19 protein-coding genes and 3 tRNA genes are annotated in these 16,215 nt (G+C 51.6%); 13 read left to right on the top strand and 9 right to left on the bottom strand.

The window, feature by feature from the left end; all coding sequences use genetic code 11:
- The first annotated feature begins 51 nt into the window (after positions 1-51).
- The 7 genes from AB3175_RS00790 to AB3175_RS00760 all read left to right on the top strand — a co-directional run bounded on the left by AB3175_RS00790 (position 52) and on the right by AB3175_RS00760 (position 4,102).
- Positions 52-351: a YggT family protein gene (locus AB3175_RS00790; RefSeq protein WP_367359038.1), complete on the top strand. Its 300-nt coding sequence runs from the start codon at positions 52-54 to the stop codon at positions 349-351.
- Between the two features lie 34 nt (positions 352-385).
- Positions 386-739 carry a DUF167 domain-containing protein gene (locus AB3175_RS00785; RefSeq protein ID WP_367359037.1) on the top strand — a complete coding sequence of 118 codons (354 nt, stop codon included), beginning with the start codon at positions 386-388 and terminating at the stop codon, positions 737-739.
- A complete protein-coding gene (murJ, locus tag AB3175_RS00780; protein WP_367359036.1) occupies positions 736-2,310 on the top strand; it encodes a murein biosynthesis integral membrane protein MurJ in 1,575 nt (524 codons plus the stop codon). Before AB3175_RS00785 ends, murJ begins: the two co-directional genes overlap by 4 nt.
- A 104-nt stretch (positions 2,311-2,414) precedes the next feature.
- Complete coding sequence (gene serS / locus AB3175_RS00775; protein WP_367359035.1) at positions 2,415-3,692, top strand: serine--tRNA ligase; 1,278 nt, start codon at positions 2,415-2,417, stop codon at positions 3,690-3,692.
- A gap of 27 nt (positions 3,693-3,719) precedes the next feature.
- Positions 3,720-3,805 (top strand) — tRNA-Ser (locus AB3175_RS00770).
- A gap of 81 nt (positions 3,806-3,886) precedes the next feature.
- Positions 3,887-3,980 (top strand) — tRNA-Ser (locus AB3175_RS00765).
- A gap of 45 nt (positions 3,981-4,025) precedes the next feature.
- Positions 4,026-4,102: transfer RNA gene (locus AB3175_RS00760), tRNA-Arg, on the top strand.
- A gap of 203 nt (positions 4,103-4,305) precedes the next feature.
- Here AB3175_RS00760 and AB3175_RS00755 read toward each other — a convergent pair.
- Positions 4,306-4,503: a hypothetical protein gene (locus AB3175_RS00755; protein WP_367359034.1), complete on the bottom strand. Its 198-nt coding sequence runs from the start codon at positions 4,501-4,503 to the stop codon at positions 4,306-4,308.
- 718 nt (positions 4,504-5,221) lie between these two features.
- On the opposite strand from AB3175_RS00755, the gene AB3175_RS00750 reads away from it, so the two are divergent.
- Positions 5,222-6,526, top strand: coding sequence for a DNA polymerase IV (locus AB3175_RS00750; protein WP_367359033.1), 1,305 nt, complete (start codon positions 5,222-5,224; stop codon positions 6,524-6,526).
- 17 nt (positions 6,527-6,543) lie between these two features.
- Here AB3175_RS00750 and AB3175_RS00745 read toward each other — a convergent pair whose 3' ends face one another.
- From AB3175_RS00745 to AB3175_RS00725, 5 genes are all read right to left on the bottom strand, one after another.
- On the bottom strand, positions 6,544-7,032 hold the full coding sequence (locus tag AB3175_RS00745; RefSeq protein ID WP_367359032.1) for an aminoacyl-tRNA deacylase: 489 nt from the start codon (positions 7,030-7,032) through the stop codon (positions 6,544-6,546).
- A 43-nt stretch (positions 7,033-7,075) separates the two neighbouring features.
- Positions 7,076-7,282, bottom strand: coding sequence for a hypothetical protein (locus AB3175_RS00740; protein WP_367359031.1), 207 nt, complete (start codon positions 7,280-7,282; stop codon positions 7,076-7,078).
- A gap of 56 nt (positions 7,283-7,338) precedes the next feature.
- Positions 7,339-7,614, bottom strand: coding sequence for a hypothetical protein (locus tag AB3175_RS00735; protein ID WP_367359030.1), 276 nt, complete (start codon positions 7,612-7,614; stop codon positions 7,339-7,341).
- Between the two features lie 132 nt (positions 7,615-7,746).
- Positions 7,747-7,953: a hypothetical protein gene (locus AB3175_RS00730; RefSeq protein ID WP_367359029.1), complete on the bottom strand. Its 207-nt coding sequence runs from the start codon at positions 7,951-7,953 to the stop codon at positions 7,747-7,749.
- Between the two features lie 83 nt (positions 7,954-8,036).
- The gene (locus AB3175_RS00725) at positions 8,037-8,339 is read right to left on the bottom strand and encodes a hypothetical protein (RefSeq protein WP_367359028.1); all 303 of its coding nucleotides are present in this window, start codon (positions 8,337-8,339) and stop codon (positions 8,037-8,039) included.
- Between the two features lie 267 nt (positions 8,340-8,606).
- Here AB3175_RS00725 and AB3175_RS00720 point away from each other — a divergent pair, with 267 nt between their 5' ends.
- Both AB3175_RS00720 and AB3175_RS00715 read left to right on the top strand, forming a co-directional pair.
- A complete protein-coding gene (locus AB3175_RS00720) occupies positions 8,607-8,789 on the top strand; it encodes a hypothetical protein (RefSeq protein WP_367359027.1) in 183 nt (60 codons plus the stop codon).
- A gap of 746 nt (positions 8,790-9,535) precedes the next feature.
- Positions 9,536-9,811 (top strand): hypothetical protein, encoded by a 276-nt coding sequence (locus tag AB3175_RS00715; RefSeq protein ID WP_367359026.1) that lies wholly within the window; start codon positions 9,536-9,538, stop codon positions 9,809-9,811.
- Positions 9,812-10,028: 217 nt separating this feature from the next.
- Here the strand turns inward: AB3175_RS00715 and nadD are convergent, their stop codons facing one another.
- Together nadD and AB3175_RS00705 are read right to left on the bottom strand one after the other, a co-directional pair.
- Positions 10,029-10,679 (bottom strand): nicotinate-nucleotide adenylyltransferase, encoded by a 651-nt coding sequence (gene nadD, locus AB3175_RS00710; RefSeq protein WP_367359025.1) that lies wholly within the window; start codon positions 10,677-10,679, stop codon positions 10,029-10,031.
- Complete coding sequence (locus AB3175_RS00705) at positions 10,676-11,932, bottom strand: glutamate-5-semialdehyde dehydrogenase (protein ID WP_367359024.1); 1,257 nt, start codon at positions 11,930-11,932, stop codon at positions 10,676-10,678. The genes nadD and AB3175_RS00705 overlap by 4 nt, the downstream gene beginning before the upstream one ends.
- Positions 11,933-12,156: 224 nt before the next feature.
- Here AB3175_RS00705 and AB3175_RS00700 point away from each other — a divergent pair, with 224 nt between their 5' ends.
- Positions 12,157-13,224, top strand: a complete 1,068-nt coding sequence (locus AB3175_RS00700; RefSeq protein ID WP_367359023.1) for a hypothetical protein — start codon at positions 12,157-12,159, stop codon at positions 13,222-13,224.
- Positions 13,225-13,723: 499 nt separating this feature from the next.
- Positions 13,724-14,068, top strand: a complete 345-nt coding sequence (locus AB3175_RS00695; protein WP_367359022.1) for a hypothetical protein — start codon at positions 13,724-13,726, stop codon at positions 14,066-14,068.
- A gap of 685 nt (positions 14,069-14,753) precedes the next feature.
- Here AB3175_RS00695 and AB3175_RS00690 read toward each other — a convergent pair.
- Positions 14,754-15,182: a hypothetical protein gene (locus AB3175_RS00690; RefSeq protein WP_367359021.1), complete on the bottom strand. Its 429-nt coding sequence runs from the start codon at positions 15,180-15,182 to the stop codon at positions 14,754-14,756.
- 437 nt (positions 15,183-15,619) lie between these two features.
- Here AB3175_RS00690 and AB3175_RS00685 point away from each other — a divergent pair, with 437 nt between their 5' ends.
- Positions 15,620-16,192, top strand: a complete 573-nt coding sequence (locus tag AB3175_RS00685; RefSeq protein ID WP_367359020.1) for a TMEM165/GDT1 family protein — start codon at positions 15,620-15,622, stop codon at positions 16,190-16,192.
- Positions 16,193-16,215 lie beyond the last annotated feature (23 nt).

Below are 16,215 nucleotides of genomic sequence, written 5' to 3'. Positions count from 1 at the left end.
TATGGTAGCAACAACTCTTTATTATTTATATCAGCTCCCAAAGGAGTCGCTATGTTTATCGCTGAAAACCTTCTTATGGCCATAGCAAAAATTCTGGATATCGCACTGACGCGCTATATGTGGGTCCTGATCGCTCGGGCTGTCATTTCATGGGTCAATCCCGATCCTTACAATCCCATCGTCATGTTCCTTTATCGGGCCACCGAACCCGTTCTGGCTCCGGTCCGGCGGTGGCTTCCCTTCCGGAACCTGGGCATTGATCTCTCCCCCTTGATCGTCATTCTAGCCATTATTTTTCTGCAGACCTTTCTGATCGGAAGCATGAAGCAGATGGCCATGCTCTTCCGCTGAAGCTCGAAAAAGTCGAAACCCTCAAAGGCTCTTCGTGGTCGATATCCAGGAAAGAAAAAACGCCCTCTCCTTCTCCGTTCAGGTGCTGCCTCGCTCCCATAAATGCGCCCTGGTTGGAATCCAGGAAGGATCTCTCCGGCTTAAACTCACCGCGCCGCCGGTCGACGGCAGAGCCAACGAAGAATGCCTGGAATTCCTCGCCGAACAGCTGGGGTTGAAAAAAGGGCAGTTGGACATTATTCACGGACACAAGTCCAGGAAGAAAGTGGTCCAGATCGAAGGATTGACGCGGGAGCAGCTTGAAGCCCGCCTCTCCCTTCTCATGAAGGCTGAATTTCCCAATGAGCAGACAGCCCCGGAAGTCGCACGGATCAGCAAACGAAGATGACGCATCGCGGCGAAAATGAAAATGTAGCCCGGGCTGCCGGCATCGTGGGAATGGCCACGATGTTGAGCCGAATTTTCGGATTTATCCGGGACATGGTGGTGGCCGCCTTCTTCGGCGCAGGCATCGCCACGGACGCCTTCTTCGTCGCCTTCCGGATCCCCAATCTGCTGCGGAGACTTCTTGGGGAGGGTTCCCTCACCGTCGCCTTCATTCCCGTGTTTACGGAATATCTGAAAACGAAGTCCAGGGAAAGCGCCCTGGAGCTGGCAAGCATCGCCCTGACCTTCCTTTCGATCGTCCTGGTGCTGGTCTCCATGGCCGGCGTGCTTTTGTCGCCTCTCGTCGTTTCCCTCATGGCTCCCGGATTTCTCAAAAACCCGGAGCAGTTCGACCTGGCGGTTTTTCTCACCCGGATCATGTTCCCGTACATCTTCTTCATCTCCCTGGTAGCTCTTTGCATGGGGATCCTCAATTCACTGCGTCATTTCGCGGCCCCCGCCCTGGCGCCTGTTGTTCTGAACATTTCCATGATCTTGACCACGCTGCTTCTCCACCGGTCTTTTGAGCAGCCGATCACCGCTCTCGCGGTCGGGGTCATGCTGGGCGGAGCCCTGCAGCTGGCGATGCAATGGCCTGTTATGATCCGGATGGGTGCCATCCTGAAGCCGAATTTTCATTTTCGACATCCCGGCATGAAGAGGATTGGACGCCTGTTGATTCCCACCCTGGTCGGTTCGGGCATCTATCAGATCAACATTTTTATCGGCACCATCCTGGCTTCCATCCTGCCCAAGGGCAGCGTTTCCTTCCTTTACTATGCCGACCGGGTCGTCGAACTCCCGCTGGGCGTATTTGCCATTGCCGTGGGCACGGCAAGTCTTCCCAGCCTTTCCGCCCAGGTCGCAAAAGGGCTTTTCGAAGATTTTAAAAAAACCATTTCCTTTTCCCTGCGCCTTATTCTCTTTATTACGATCCCAGCCACGATAGCCCTCATTGCTCTGCGTGAACCGATCGTTTCCGTTCTCTTTCAACGAGGCGCCTTTGATGCCTATTCAACCCGGATGACCGCCCAGGCGCTTCTTTTTTATACCGTCGGCCTGTGGGCCTTTTCCGTAATCCGCGTGATCGATTCAGCTTTTTTCTCTCTTCAGGACAGGAAATCGCCGCTGAAGGCCGCTGCCGTGTCTCTGATTGTCAATGTCGGGCTGAGCGTTCTTCTCATGTTCCCCTTAAAGCATGGGGGGCTTGCCCTGGCAACCTCTGCGGCCTCGGCTGTGAACGTTTTGATGCTTTCCTACATTCTCTGGAAGAAAATCGGCACCTTCCTGGATACGCAATTCTACTCCTCCGTGGCCAAGGCCTGCGTTGCCTCTGTCGTAATGGCCGTCAGCTTCTATCTCGTTACTCTTTTCTTCCCCTGGAATATTGAAGCCCCCTTTGATGCACGGGTGCTCTTTCTCTCGACCTCCATCGCCGCAGGAATCCTGACCTTTTTCGGAACGTCCTTCCTCCTGAAAAGTGACGAAATGGTGGCCCTTCTCAACGTGATCCGCCGGAAGCTCAAATCGTGAGTGTGCTGAAATCCCGTTGCAGGCGGATAAAATGATTGACTTCAAAATTCCAAAATGTTAGGAACAACGTCTCTTGCAGAATGAAATCCTTCTAAGGCATTCCCATGCTTGACATCAAATTTCTGAGACAGAACCTCGATTTTGTTAGGACCAGAATCGCGGAGCGAGGGCAGGACATCGATCTGGATGCCTTTGTTCGCCTGGATGGCAAGCGGCGGGATATTCTTCAGGAAGTCGAGGCACTGCGCAACGAACGAAATGCCGTGTCCAAACAGGTCGGCGAAAAGAAGAAGCGAAAGGAAGATTCCCAGGATCTGATCTCCAGGATGGGGGAGGTTTCCGCCCGTATCCGGGAGCTTGAGGACGCGCTCAAGGGAACGGAAGAGCATCTGCAGAACCTGCTGATGACGATTCCCAACATCCCCCACGAATCCGTTGTCTGCGGAACGAACTCCGAGGACAATCCCGTTATCCGGGTCTGGGGTGAAAAGCCGAAATTCGAGTCTGCTCCAAAGCCCCATTGGGAAATCGGGGAAAATCTCAATATCCTTGACTTCGCCCGGGGCGCAAAAATTGCGGGTGCCCGCTTTACCCTCTACCGGGGGGCAGGTGCTATGCTGGAACGGGCCATCGTCAATTTCATGCTGGATCTCCATATAACGGAGCACCGATACACGGAAATCCTGCCTCCCTTCATGGCCAACAGGGAAAGCATGACAGGAACGGGCCAGTTGCCGAAATTTGCAGAAGATCTTTTTAAAATTGAAAACCAGGAGTATTATCTTATTCCTACAGCGGAAGTTCCCGTGACCAACATTCACCGCGATGAAATTCTGGATGAGAAGATTCTCCCTGTCTATTATGTGGCCTATTCGCCCTGTTTCAGGGCTGAAGCAGGGTCCTACGGGAAAGACACCCGCGGCCTGATCCGCCAGCACCAGTTCAACAAGGTGGAGATGGTCAAATTCACTACCCCGGAAACGTCTTATGACGAATTGGAGATGCTGACGCTTAACGCGGAAGAGGTTCTGAAGCGCCTCAATATCCCCTACCGGACGGTCAGTCTCTGCACCGGCGACCTGGGCTTCAGTTCAGCCAAAACATATGATGTAGAGGCATGGCTTCCGGGGCAGGAAACATACCGGGAAATTTCTTCGTGCAGCAATTTCGAGGATTTCCAGGCCAGGAGGGCTTCTATTCGCTTTCGCCGGACGTCAACGGGGAAACTGGAATTTGTCCATACCCTCAACGGCTCCGGACTGGCGGCCGGCAGGACGCTGGTGGCCGTTCTGGAGAATTACCAGCAGGCAGACGGCAGCGTCGTAATTCCCGACGCCCTGCGTCCCTACATGAGAGGAATGGATAAAATTCCCGCAGCGTAAATCGGGAATGCAAAGAAATAATGATTCGGAGGGATGGCCGAGTGGTCTATGGCGGCGGTCTTGAAAACCGTTGACCGAAAGGTTCGCGGGTTCGAATCCTGCTCCCTCCGCCAGAAAAACAAGAAAAACTTGGCAGGATGCGGTCTATCCGGCCTTGTCGCTCTTTATGGCTTTTGTTCCAACTTAAAGTTTGCGGAGAGATGGCTGAGTGGCCGAAAGCGATCGCCTGCTAAGCGATTGTACGCCCTATAAGGTGTACCGCGGGTTCGAATCCCGCTCTCTCCGCCAGCTACTTCTTTCAAATGTGCAGCAGAATCATCGCACCCAATAGATGCGCCCATGGCTCAGCTGGATAGAGCGTCGGACTACGAATCCGGATGTCGCAGGTTCGAATCCTGCTGGGCGCACCATTTAAAAAAAGGACTTAGCCATATCTGGCTAAGTCCTTTTTATTTAAAGCCATTTTATGCCACTCAAAATCGGCTTTCCTGTTCGATCAGTTCCGGAAACCGTGTCAGTTCAAATCGGAATCGGTGTCCAGTATCCTCCCCATTGTGCAATATCAGACAAATCCACTAGAAGGACAAAGCGGCCGCACATTTTTTCTCTTTTTTTACTTCCTTTTGCTGAACACATCTATTGCCAGGGGGATTGTGCTTATCACCCCTATGAGAAACATCGCCCATCCAAGTTTCTTTCGCCGTTTCGTATCCAGCTTGTCTGCCAGCAAAAGGGCGACCCCGGCTCCACAGATTAAACGGGTTCCAGCAATAATTCCGATTTCGGGAATCGTCAGGGCCGATGTTTTCATGACAACCTCCTTGAATGCTATGTAAAGGTTAATACAGAGGGAATTTATTCATGTAAAAAGAAAGGCCACTTCAGAGCGTATCCCGTGATGACATGGCAACGTGCACTCTTTCGTGGTCTGTGAAGAAAAGAGAAAAACCACCCTGGAAGTTTGAAGGCCAGGAAGCTGAAGCCGCTTGAACCTCCACGGCAGAGTTCATGAAGGAAAGGATAAATCCCTGGCCCCCCTTCAATGGGGGAAGCGTTCTGCTGTTTCCCGTTTCAGCATCCAGCGCCAATAGGCACGCGCCATATGTGAACGTAGCCAGGGTATTTTCACCAAAGGGAATCAACCGCCAACTTCAAGGCAACTGGTACGCTCCAAAAAGAATTTACCAGATACACGGCTTTTTCCCCTTGGGACCTGTTGAAAAGAACTTTTAAAAGAGAGCCGCTGCGCCGTTTGCCGTTGACTGGAGTCGTGTCCTAAAAGACTTGGTCTATTTGGGGTGACAATCACCACGAAGACCCTTTGCCTTCTTATCTCATTCAAACCCAGTACTATGACTCATCCCGTGCGCCGCAGCATCTCTTTTCTTTCACCTATAATTTATTCCTCTTCTCCTAATTTGTCAAGAGAATCGACGTGTTAATTCCTCAGAGCCGACCCTTCCCGCTCGCCTGCGAGGCTCTATTGGACTCTTCTTGACAGTAGAACATTTGTTCTATAATATAAGGCCATGAACGATATGATTTTCAGCCATCATTCCTGGCCGCGGGCCATTGTCCATATCGACGGGGATGCTTTCTTCACCTCCTGCGAAGAGGTCATCCATCCGGAGCTTAAGGGAAAGCCCATGATTACAGGCGGAGAGCGTGGAATTGTGGCCTGTGCCAGCTATCCGGCTAAAAAGATGGGAATCACCCGGGGCGTCCCTCTGCACCAGGCGAAAAACATCTGTCCAAATCTTATCATCCTGCCCTCCGACTATGAAACCTACAGCCTGTTTTCCCGGCGGATGTTCAACATTATGCGGCGCTTTACCCCGGATGTGGAAGAGTATTCCATTGATGAGGCCTTCTGCGACATCACGGGAATGCGCCGGGCCTTGCGCTCTTCCTATACTGGAATTGCCGAACAGATGAAACGGGCCATCGAAAGGGAACTGGGGCTCGGGGTTTCCGTGGGGATCAGCCTGACCAAGGTGCTTGCCAAGGTGGGTTCCAAACATCAGAAACCAAGTGGCTTAACGGTCATTGCCGGCCGCTCCATCGCCCGGTACCTGGAGCATCTTCCCGTGGGAAAGATCTGGGGAATCGGCCCGGCCACAACCAGCTATCTGGCGAAGATTGGCGTTAAAACCGCCTTGGAGTTTGCCAGAATGCCGGAAGCTGCTGTGCGAAAACGCCTTACCAAACCCGGCGTCGAAATCTGGAGGGAGCTGAGGGGAGATTCCGTCTATCCCGTGATCTCCGAGGAGAAAAGCGTTTACGCATCCATCAGCAAGATGAAGACCTTTGCTCCTCCAACATCCGATCGGGAATACCTTTTTGCACACCTGCTGCGGAATCTGGAATCAGCCTGCATCAAAGCCAGGCGTTACGGGTTGGCCCCCAGGAAGATCATATCCCTTCTCAGGACCCGGCAGTTCGGGGATGTGGGCAGCGAGGCAACACTTGTTCGTCCCTCGGCCCTTCCGCTGGAACTGTCCGGTCTTCTGCGGGAGCTGTTTGATTCACTCTACCGGGAAAAAGAGCTCTATCGATCAACAGGCGTCATCCTTCTGGAACTGACGCATGATGTCACTATTCAGTACTCCCTTTTTGAAAGCCCGATGAAAGCGGAGAAGATTCGGGAACTTTATGAAGCCATGGACAGCTTAAGTGGAAAATATGGAAAACATTCCCTGCATCTGGGCGCTTCTCATCCCCTGGAACAACTTGGCAAGGGAAAACGGGGAACGCCAACGGTCCGGGAAGAGACGAAGTTCTTCGGTGAGACCAAACGCCGTCATCTCGGCCTGCCGATTCTCCATGTGAAGTAGACAGATTCTGCCGGGCATCAGGGGCTTACGCCGACTTTGACGGAAATGGGGTGCAGCACGCGGATCAGCTCGGACGGCGGCATTTCCGCCAGAAGCCCCCGGCTGCCGGCGTTGATCAGGATGCGGGGCAGTGCGGCAATGGTTTCTTCCATATAGATGGGCATGGTCTTTTTCGTACCGAAGGGCGACGTCCCTCCAACCTTGTAGCCGGTGTACTTCTCCGCGATTTTGGGATCACAGGGATGAACCGTTTTTACCCCGAGAAACCTTGCCAGGTTCTTCGTAGAGACCTCCCGATCGCCGTGCATCAGGATAATAAGAGGGGCCTTCCGTTCGTCCTCCATGACCAGCGTTTTGATCACTTCATGTTCATCAACCCCCAGCGCCTTTGCCCCCACGCGGGTCCCGCCATGTTCCACATACTTGTAGGTTCGAGGCACGAAAACCACCTGGTTTTTCTTCAGGGCCAGCAACGCAGGCGTAAGGGGGATTTTTTCCCGTGACATACCCGGAATCCCTCTGTTGATCTCCTGTTCTTATCGTTCTTCTTTATCGCCCTTCCCTTCTTTGAGGTCTCTTATCTTGAGCTTCCAGAACATTGCTTTCGGCAATGCGCATTGAAAGCTTCGATTTGAGCATCGTGTTCTCCCGGATGAGAACCGCCATTTGCTCTTTAACAAAAGCGACATGATCTTTCAATTTGGATGACGCTCCATGTTCATTCAGAAAATTCTCTATCTCATCAAAAATGGTCATGTTGGAACTCCTCCGAAAACTGCTGAATGACGGCATCGAATTAGCATACAACGGAATCAACTTTTTCCCTGAGAAGTTTGCTCTTTGAATTGTATTTCGATTTGTTCAAGAAGCTTGGCCTTATGAAGATTGTAGGTTGCTTGAAACATGACGCTTTGATCATCTTCCCTCTTTAAAGACCGAAGCCCGTCCAGGAGCGCCTGACGGTCGATGCACGGCTGCTGCGCCAAAAGGCAAAATGCGTCCTGAAGCAGTGCAGCCATGGCAGTAGAAGACTTCAAGCACGTTTCAGTCACGCGTTTGACGGCGTCATTTATTTCTTCATCAGTCAATGTTCATTCCCCCGGTAGGATGTGAAACGATCGAACGTCTTGCTGAACCGCCGTTTCCGATTCATAGACGGTGGTGACTCACCACCATGACCTTACCCATAGAGACGAAACAGCCTGCCGCACGGCAGCCGCTCATCCCCAGCAATCTTCCTCGCGTGTCCCGTAAGAAATCCAGGATGAATTTTCCGGAGCGGAAGGAGAATCGGGATGCTTAACCGCATATTCCCTCTTCGCCTTTTCTACAGCTTCCTTGTCGCACTGGGCATAAACAACCACGTGGAACAGTTCTTTCTGCGCTCCGGTCCCGGACACGTCAAGAAGCTCAACTCTGAATCGCATAGTGGCTATTTGCTTTCGATGCCGCCCTTATCCGAAAAGGGCGACCCTCATGAATCATGAAATAACGGAACATGGAGAAACCATTAATGACACCCGTCGGAATATTCCGAAAAATCCGAGTGCAGCTCTTCGAGCAGTGTCATGACATGCTGCCGTTCGGATTCAAGCAGGGCAAGGGCTTTTCTTCGATCTTCTATCGTGATCGGAGTTTTGGCGATTTCCTCTTGGCTCGCGCCCTCTAATTCCATTTGCTGTTGTCTGTTTCTTCTCATGGCCTGCGCAATTTCAAGAACAATTTCCGTAAAGATATATTCATTGAGAAGCTCGGTTTTCATATGATTCCCTTTCAAAACGTAATGATCAAAGTCATTACCATAGGTATCCAAGGGAAACAAGGTAAGATTCAGATAAATTCAGGCTGTTAGCTTCGTCTATTTTCTGGGCGGCCAGGAGCGAATTGCCAATGATATCAGATTTGAGAATGTTCAACTGACCCCCTTCGCCACAAACCATGAGGCCGGTGGTTCATTTTCTTTTATACCAGTATTGTGCAAGTATTTTTTCCGTAATTAATGTGGGTTTCATTATTTTAACGGTTTGTCCATAATGAAAATTGAAAGATTGCTAAATTACACGCTGAGGAGGGATTCATTGTGAAGAGGAAAATGAAGGCGGATGAATTACAGAAACTGGGCATCGTTGCAAAAAAAAGAGGCAATGACTGGGAAATATTTCTCAATGGCCACTTGGCCATGATAGGACTGTCCGATAAGGATGTTGAGCTTTTTCAACAAAAGTCTCCAAAAGAAATGGTCAACATTCTTTCAATGATATGAAGCCCTCTTATCATGGCCGTTATCCCGATTCTGTTCGAGTTTTCTTTTCTGGATTCGAAAGGCGCAAACGTTCCTCTGCATCGCTCAGAAAATAGGCCGGATTTTCCCTGGAATAAAGCCCCCTTTCAAGATGCCTGATCTCTTTGAGTGACACTCGAAATGAAACGTTACTTCATCAGGATGGCAACCCACAACTGGTTCTGAACCACTCACCGGAGAGTCTTTTTATTTTTTAACCCATTGATTCTGAACCGGTTTTTTGCCGGGAGGCCATTGGGGCTGATATCTCTGTATCATGTAAGGTCTCTATGAACCGTGTCTCCATCCGCCAGGCATGGGACGACGTCATGCATCCCTTCCCCAGCGGAATGGCCATATGCCCCTTGACAGCGAATCCTCGGGGATGGTATTAGGTACACCGTGCCGAAGTTGCCCGAAGGCTGTTTTAAGACGGGTCGAAGGAAACCTCGAAGAGATACCGGGCATGGAAGCTGCCGGAAACAGCCGCCAAAGTATTCCTGGAGTCACTCAGCTGTGGGAAGATGCCATCCCAATTCAGACTTACAATAAGGATTGCCTTATCTGTCTGGTTGCCTGACTTGAAAACGCAGGCGTAAAACAGTGATCTCAGCTCTCTAAAAAGACATGCTCCGAGGCACACGTGCGGGAGTGGATTCAGAAAACATGGATCCTTCATTCTGCCTTCGACCTGTCCCGCCCAACGATACTGTTATTCAGGAGGTTCAATGCAATATTACTGGCTTAAAATATCCGAAGAAGAAGAAGGCGAAGTTCAACGCCACCACTATATCGTATCTGCCGAAGACGCCACCGAGGCACGTAAAATCGCCCGCGAATTCATGAGGAATTTCTGTGAGGATGATGAAAATCCCGAACCGATCAAGGACGGATTTTCTTTTTACAACAACGCGGTTCAGGTGAGACTGACGGATGTGAAGGAGACCACCAAGGAGGAATTCACCCAGTTTATTTTCAAACTGCACTCAATTGCATGGCGCTGAGAGGATCCTCATTGAAGGCAAATAGTCCAAGGCCGGCGCACATCCCGGGTCCCCTTGATCCAGCCCGCCCGGTTGAACGCCCGGGGGGGCTCCTGCCGATGGGTCTCCATTGTCGTGATGAGAACTTGCCAACCAGGCACCAAAGGAGCTTACGCTTCTTTTTCCTGGAGGCGCTGACAGGGGAGCTGCGTCACAGCCCGCAAAGATTTTCCGGAAATCAGTCCATCTGAAAGAGATTATTTTTCTGGATATAGTGCCTGACCGGATCCGGCGTCAGGTACGTAATCGATTTTCCATGCCTGACCCTTGACCGGATGTCCGAAGATGAGATATCCAGGAAGGTCACCTTGCGGAAATAAATATGATGGCCTGTGGGCCCCCGATACCCGGAGGTTTTCTCATCATAGGTGAACTGAGCAGAAAATTCTTCCGGCAGCGCCCCGGACAGACCCATATTTTCGTATCCCGGCCGTGTGAGAACGGCAAAATTGCACAAAAGCAGAAGCTTCTGCCACTCCTTCCACGTCTGGATGGCCTGAAAGGCATCCTGACCGAGGATGAAATAGATTTCAATCGACTTCAGATATTTGTTCAAAAAATACTCCACCGTTTCAATGGAGTAAGATTTTCCAGCCCGCTGATGCTCGACATCGGAAAAAGAAAAGGAGGGATTTCCTTCAATGGCGAGCCGAACCATCTGCGCCCGGTGATAGAAAGAGGTAATCTCCGCATCCAGCTTGTGGGGCGACTTCGACGCCGGAATAAAAACAATCCGGTTCAATTCAAAGATCTCCCTTATTTCTTCGGCGCAGCGCAGATGCCCCATATGAATCGGATCAAAGGTTCCCCCCAGCAACCCCCACTTCATACTCTCACCTGTCCATTTCCGTAAATGATGAATTTGGTCGTGGTCAACTCTTCCAATCCCATGGGGCCGTAAGCATGGAGTTTCGTTGTGCTGATCCCGATTTCCGCCCCAAGCCCCAATTGAAATCCGTCACTGAAGCGGGTAGAGGCATTCACCAGCACGGTGGAGGAGTTCACTTCGCTCAGAAACCTCTGAGCGTTGGCATAGTCCTTTGTGACGATGGCTTCCGTGTGGAGCGATCCGTAACGGGCGATATGATCCATGGCCTCATCCATATCGTCCACCACCCGGATTGCGAGGATCAGATCCAGGTATTCCCGGTACCAGTCGTCTTCTTCCGCCTTATCGGCATCGGGAATGAAGACGCGGGTTTTTTCACAGCATCGAAGTTCGACCCCCTTCTCCCTGAGTTGACGGGCGATTTCCGGAAGAAAGCGTGGGGCCGCGTCCCGGTGAACCAGCAAGGTCTCCAGGGCGTTGCAGACGCCCGGACGCTGAGTCTTGCCGTTGATGCAGATGTTTGCCGCCATGTCCAGATCCGCATCGGCGTCTACAAAGACATGACACACCCCTTTGTAATGCTTGATCACGGGGATTCTGGATTGCCGGACAACGGCACGGATGAGGTCCTCCCCGCCGCGGGGAATGATCAGGTCGATGTATTCTTCAAGCTGCAGCAGTTCATACACCGCCTCGCGCTCCGTCGTTTCAACGACCTGAATCGCCGCTTCCGGAAGCGAATGCTTTTTCAGAACATCCTGGAGAAGCCGCCCAATGGCGATATTGGAGTAAATGGCTTCAGATCCTCCGCGAAGGATGACGACATTCCCCGATTTCAGGCAGAGCGCCGCTGCGTCAGCCGTGACATTGGGGCGCGACTCATAAATAATCCCGATGACTCCCAGGGGGATTCTCATCCGGCCGACCATGAGGCCGTTGGGCCTCCGCCACATTGAGGTGACCTTTCCCACCGGATCGGACAGCGCCGCGACTTCGCGGATGCCGGTGGCCATATCCTGGATGGTTGATTCCTTCAATGTCAGCCGGTCGATCATGGCGGAAGCAAGACCGCTTTTTACCGCAAAGGTCACATCCTTCTTGTTCTCCTGCATCAGGTGGCTGGACTGCTGAAGAAGCTGTTCCGCCATATCCATCAGGGCCCGGTTCTTAACTTCCGTCGAGATTCGGGACAGTTTTCGGGAAGCCTCGCGGGCGCGATCCGCCACTTGCCTCATTTCTTCGCGAATATCCATTTGCCGTTCCTTTCCAGGTTGCACAAAATCAGATTTTCTGGTGCCCGGATACAATAGCCGTTGACAGGAGATGAAATATTCGTGTAAAAACCCCAATCTTTCCAAATATCGATGGCCGGTTGCCTTGACGAACCCATCCCTTGTCGCGAGCGGTGCTACTCTACAAAAATGCGTTCGTTCATGTCAAGGTCAAATGCCCGTGGCCCGGCGGGAAAAGCAGAACCATGAACAGCATCCGCATCAAAGCAGGCCGGAAAACCTACGAGTTGATTCGCGATGGCGGGTTTTCCCTGGACCAGGTATCGACCTTTTTTGCTCCGGCGGCGGGTCCGCGATGGCTTGTTGCAACGGGCTTCGATCTGACCCTTCTCAAGGCGGGCTTTCTGGGGCGGAAAAGGCCGATCCAGCTGATCGGCTCCTCTTCCGGGGCTTGGCGTTTCGCGGCCTGGCTGCAGCCCGAAGCCGAAAAAAGCTACCGGAAACTCATGGATGCCTACATCCGGATGTCCTTCAGCCGCGAGGATTCCGCCCGGACGGTCATGGACAAGTTGATTGATGTGGTGAACGCCTATCTTGAAGACGACGCCCTCCCCTTCGCCCTGGCTTCCAAACAATACCGGCTGGCGGTCGTAACAGCCCGATCGAGACATCTGGTTGCCTCCGAAACCATCTGGATACAGTCGTCGGGACTGCTTCTGTGCTTTCTCTTGAACGCCCTGAGCCGCTCCCGTCTCTCTTCATTCCTCGAACGGGTAGTATTTTTCAGCGGACCGACCCGGCCCCGCTTCAGCTTCCACCGCTCCTTTCACGGCTCTTTCGTTCCCTTGAATCAGGCGAATTTCAAGCAGGCGGTTCTTGCCTCCGGTGCCGTTCCCCTTGCCGTGGCCGGAATTCGAGACATTTATGGCGCGCCGCGGGGAATCTATCGTGACGGCGGCCTGGTGGATTATCACCAGACCCACGATTTCGCCGAGAGGGACGACGAAGTGACCCTGTTTTTCCACTACCAGGGCCGCATCATTCCAGGATGGTTCGACAAGCGGCTCACGTACCGCAGCACACCCGCCGACGTCCTCGATCATACCCTGCTGGTCTTTCTCAGCGACGAATTTGTGGAACGGCTCCCCTTCGGCAAAATACCGGACAGGGACGATTTCCGGACGTTCGCCGATGACCCGGAAAGGCGGATCCGCTATTGGCAGGAAACGGTGAGACTTTCTGAGTCCCTTGGCGAGCAGTTTCTGGAGCTTCTCGAAAGCGGAAAACTCAGAGAGGCCGTTGAGCAGCTATGAATTGAGGCGTCAGATCAAAGACGTTCTTCATACGGTCTTTCTTTCGATACATCGTAACGTTCGTCAAGATTTTCAGCCCTGGTATCATCTGATCAATTAACCCACAGAAAAGCTAAAAGCCCGCATGCGCGTCTAAGATTCCAGCTTTCTGTCTCGAAAACAAATATCGTTGACAGTGCGGTTTTAACAGAATAGTATACTACCATGGTGGGAAAGTCGTTCTGTAAAGATTGCTTAGTTGTTGCCTAATAATGAACGTCGAGACATTCCTGTCGTTTTCGAGCACAAGATCTATATCGGCCTTGAACCGGAGTGAGTGTGAGCAACATGATCAGGGAGTGCCTTAAATTACCGTTAGACCGTCGCCCTTGGGGAAAATAGCATCAAGGGCGACAAGCTCTTGAACTCCGCTTCTGTAAAATAAAGGCGGATACAAACAGGTTCATTTAAGGACATCCATTGAAAAAACATTTAAATCAGAAATAAAGGAGAGGTCATCATGAAGAAAAGTCTGATCGTTTTGCTGGTTGCTGCAGCCGTTGTACTGAGCCTTTCGTTTGGTGCGGGGGCTACTTGCACCATAATCGGGACAATAAAACATACCATTGCCACCTCAGGTGGACAATATATCGATGTTGCGCCCTCCAATACAGGTTCTGTCTCTACTTATGTTTACAGGTACTGGATTCCCAACAGCTATAGCGGAATGGCAAGTGCAGCATCGTCAGCCAGGGGCGGTCATCAAACTGTGAGAGTGGTCGGCAGTGCTGCCAGCTGCCCAGCATCAGGTACGATAAGAAGTGCGGGAACCGCCACAACGCTGTATATTTTGATGAATTATTAACGGTAATTCTGTCGCTTCGATTGTCCTGTGAACAGATGGTATTATGAAAAAGGACCTATTCTTTCTCCAACGGGTTCTGCGTCCGGCGATTGCGTATATGTTTCGGCAAAATCAGAGGCCCGGACATGACAAAAAGATCCGCTAGTCGCAGATCTGCTGACGAAAAACGAGCCTTCCTGAACCAAAGGAGGGAATCAAGCCTTTCATGGCGAGGACAATCCGGCATTCAGCAGCGGAAAAACAGACGGGTAGTGCCGATCATGTCTCTAACCCCTTACCTCCAGGAACCAGGATGCTTCCCAGCCAAGGCCCTGATTGAACTATTCAGGGCCTTGGCGATAAAAAGGGGAGAAACAGCCCCCCGCGAAGTCATCAATTTTTCCAGGACAGACCCCAATTTAGGAATACCCACCTAGGAAGTCAGAGCATCATCCAACCGCAACACAGAAAGAACGCATTGAGCTGAAAGACCACTGGCAGGAAGAGTTTCCCCAAATCCGCCACCTCCATTGGCGGAATGAAACATTCATCAAAATTATCCGTGAGGGAATTTCGGCTTTGATGCAGATCCATCAATTCTGGGCTTACATGTTTTCAACAAGACTTGAGTTGACGGCAACCCGATCCTGCCCCATTCTTAAGAACATTTAAGCTGCTGTCATTTCGCAGAAAATCTTCCCGAGCTTCAACTGTCCTGACCCTGGTCCGGGGGGAGGACGTCCGAGTTGGGCGGCATGACGTCCTCGTCTGGCGGGTTGACGCCCTCGTCAGGGGGTACGACATCCTCGTCTGGCGGCATGACCTCCTCGTCTGGCGGCATGACATCCTCGTCTGGCGGCATGACCTCCTCGTCTGGCGGCATGACCTCCTCGTCTGGCGGCATGACCTCCTCGTCTGGCGGCATGATGTCTTCCTCTGGCAGGATGGCGTCCGACTTCGGTGGGATGACGTCCTGGTCCGGCGGTACGATGTCCGAGTCCGGCGGCACGACGTCATGAGTCAGGCTCATGTATGCAGACTTGGCATGAGGGATATTATGTGGCGAAATCACAAAAAAGGCGAGAAAACCACACATCGCTAAAAATATGTTAAGAGGATTCTTTTTTCTGTTCATATGTTTTTCCGAATGGGAGCGGCCAAGCGGTTATGCCATGCCGGGAAATTAGTACTATCACTTTGAGCCTCTTTGCAGCATTGTTTTTCAGTTAATCTCTCCGGATTCGTTTTAATGAAGGGAAAGTTAATTCCTGATTTTGTACAGGATGACCGTTGAAAATTTTTTCCGACACGACAGGCTGATGTTTGATTTATCCATTTACCCTTGGCTTTCCGTGGATGGCATAATATCTCAACCATAGATCCCTCTGGATAAGGACATCCCCTTTCCTTTTTTCAAAATGCTCAGCTCTCAGATGCATTGACTTCGCATATACGGGAGTGGTAAAGGCACCGTTTAGAACGACTCAAAAGCTTCTACGAAGATCCCTTAAAAGACTGACGTGATCCCCCTCTTCCTTTAAAGGCTTATTCTTCCAAAGAAGGAGAAAGATTTTGGAGACCCTCTTCTGGTCCACTGCCATTGTTGCCATTGCTGAAATGGGCGACAAGACTCAGCTCCTTTCTTTTGTCCTGGCGGCAAAATTCAGGAGCAGGCTGCCGATCATCCTCGGCATTCTCTTCGCAACCCTGGCGAATCACTTCGCCGCAGGTGCCTTGGGATCCTGGCTTTCAAGTCTTGTGTCTCCCGATATTTTGAGATGGATTGTCGCCCTTTCTTTTTTCGGGTTCGGAGCCTGGGCGCTCGTACCCGACAGGTTGGAAGAAAATCGAAATCTCAAGGGCGCCGGGGTCTTTTTTACAACCCTGATCGCCTTTTTCCTGGTGGAGATGGGCGATAAGACCCAGCTTGCCACGATTGCCCTGGCTGCCCGCTACGACTCACTGGTCGCCGTTGTGCTTGGAACAACGACAGGAATGATGATCGCCAACATCCCAGCAGTCCTGATCGGAGAGTCACTCGCTCATCGAATCAACATGAAGATCATGCGCTGGGTGGCGGCGGCGCTGTTTGTGATCCTGGGTATTCTTGCCCTGCTTGCTCCGGCAGCAGGGATGCGGTACTGATCTTCCCGAAGCCGTGGAATCTT

Origin of the sequence: Syntrophus sp. (in: bacteria), assembly GCF_040768185.1 — a bacterium.
Taxonomy (GTDB): domain Bacteria; phylum Desulfobacterota; class Syntrophia; order Syntrophales; family Syntrophaceae; genus Syntrophus; species Syntrophus buswellii.
This window is presented reverse-complemented; position numbering and strand designations above follow the sequence as displayed.

Excerpts from the sequence above, each read along its gene's own strand:
- AB3175_RS00790 (WP_367359038.1), top strand. The coding sequence starts at position 52 with ATGTTTATCGCTGAAAACCTTCTTATGGCCATAGCAAAAATTCTGGAT.
- murJ (WP_367359036.1), top strand. The coding sequence starts at position 736 with ATGACGCATCGCGGCGAAAATGAAAATGTAGCCCGGGCTGCCGGCATC.
- serS (WP_367359035.1), top strand. The coding sequence starts at position 2,415 with ATGCTTGACATCAAATTTCTGAGACAGAACCTCGATTTTGTTAGGACC.
- AB3175_RS00755 (WP_367359034.1), bottom strand. The coding sequence starts at position 4,503 with ATGAAAACATCGGCCCTGACGATTCCCGAAATCGGAATTATTGCTGGA.
- AB3175_RS00750 (WP_367359033.1), top strand. The coding sequence starts at position 5,222 with ATGAACGATATGATTTTCAGCCATCATTCCTGGCCGCGGGCCATTGTC.
- AB3175_RS00745 (WP_367359032.1), bottom strand. The coding sequence starts at position 7,032 with ATGTCACGGGAAAAAATCCCCCTTACGCCTGCGTTGCTGGCCCTGAAG.
- AB3175_RS00740 (WP_367359031.1), bottom strand. The coding sequence starts at position 7,282 with ATGACCATTTTTGATGAGATAGAGAATTTTCTGAATGAACATGGAGCG.
- AB3175_RS00730 (WP_367359029.1), bottom strand. The coding sequence starts at position 7,953 with ATGCGATTCAGAGTTGAGCTTCTTGACGTGTCCGGGACCGGAGCGCAG.
- AB3175_RS00715 (WP_367359026.1), top strand. The coding sequence starts at position 9,536 with ATGCAATATTACTGGCTTAAAATATCCGAAGAAGAAGAAGGCGAAGTT.
- nadD (WP_367359025.1), bottom strand. The coding sequence starts at position 10,679 with ATGAAGTGGGGGTTGCTGGGGGGAACCTTTGATCCGATTCATATGGGG.
- AB3175_RS00705 (WP_367359024.1), bottom strand. The coding sequence starts at position 11,932 with ATGGATATTCGCGAAGAAATGAGGCAAGTGGCGGATCGCGCCCGCGAG.
- AB3175_RS00700 (WP_367359023.1), top strand. The coding sequence starts at position 12,157 with ATGAACAGCATCCGCATCAAAGCAGGCCGGAAAACCTACGAGTTGATT.
- AB3175_RS00695 (WP_367359022.1), top strand. The coding sequence starts at position 13,724 with ATGAAGAAAAGTCTGATCGTTTTGCTGGTTGCTGCAGCCGTTGTACTG.
- AB3175_RS00690 (WP_367359021.1), bottom strand. The coding sequence starts at position 15,182 with ATGAACAGAAAAAAGAATCCTCTTAACATATTTTTAGCGATGTGTGGT.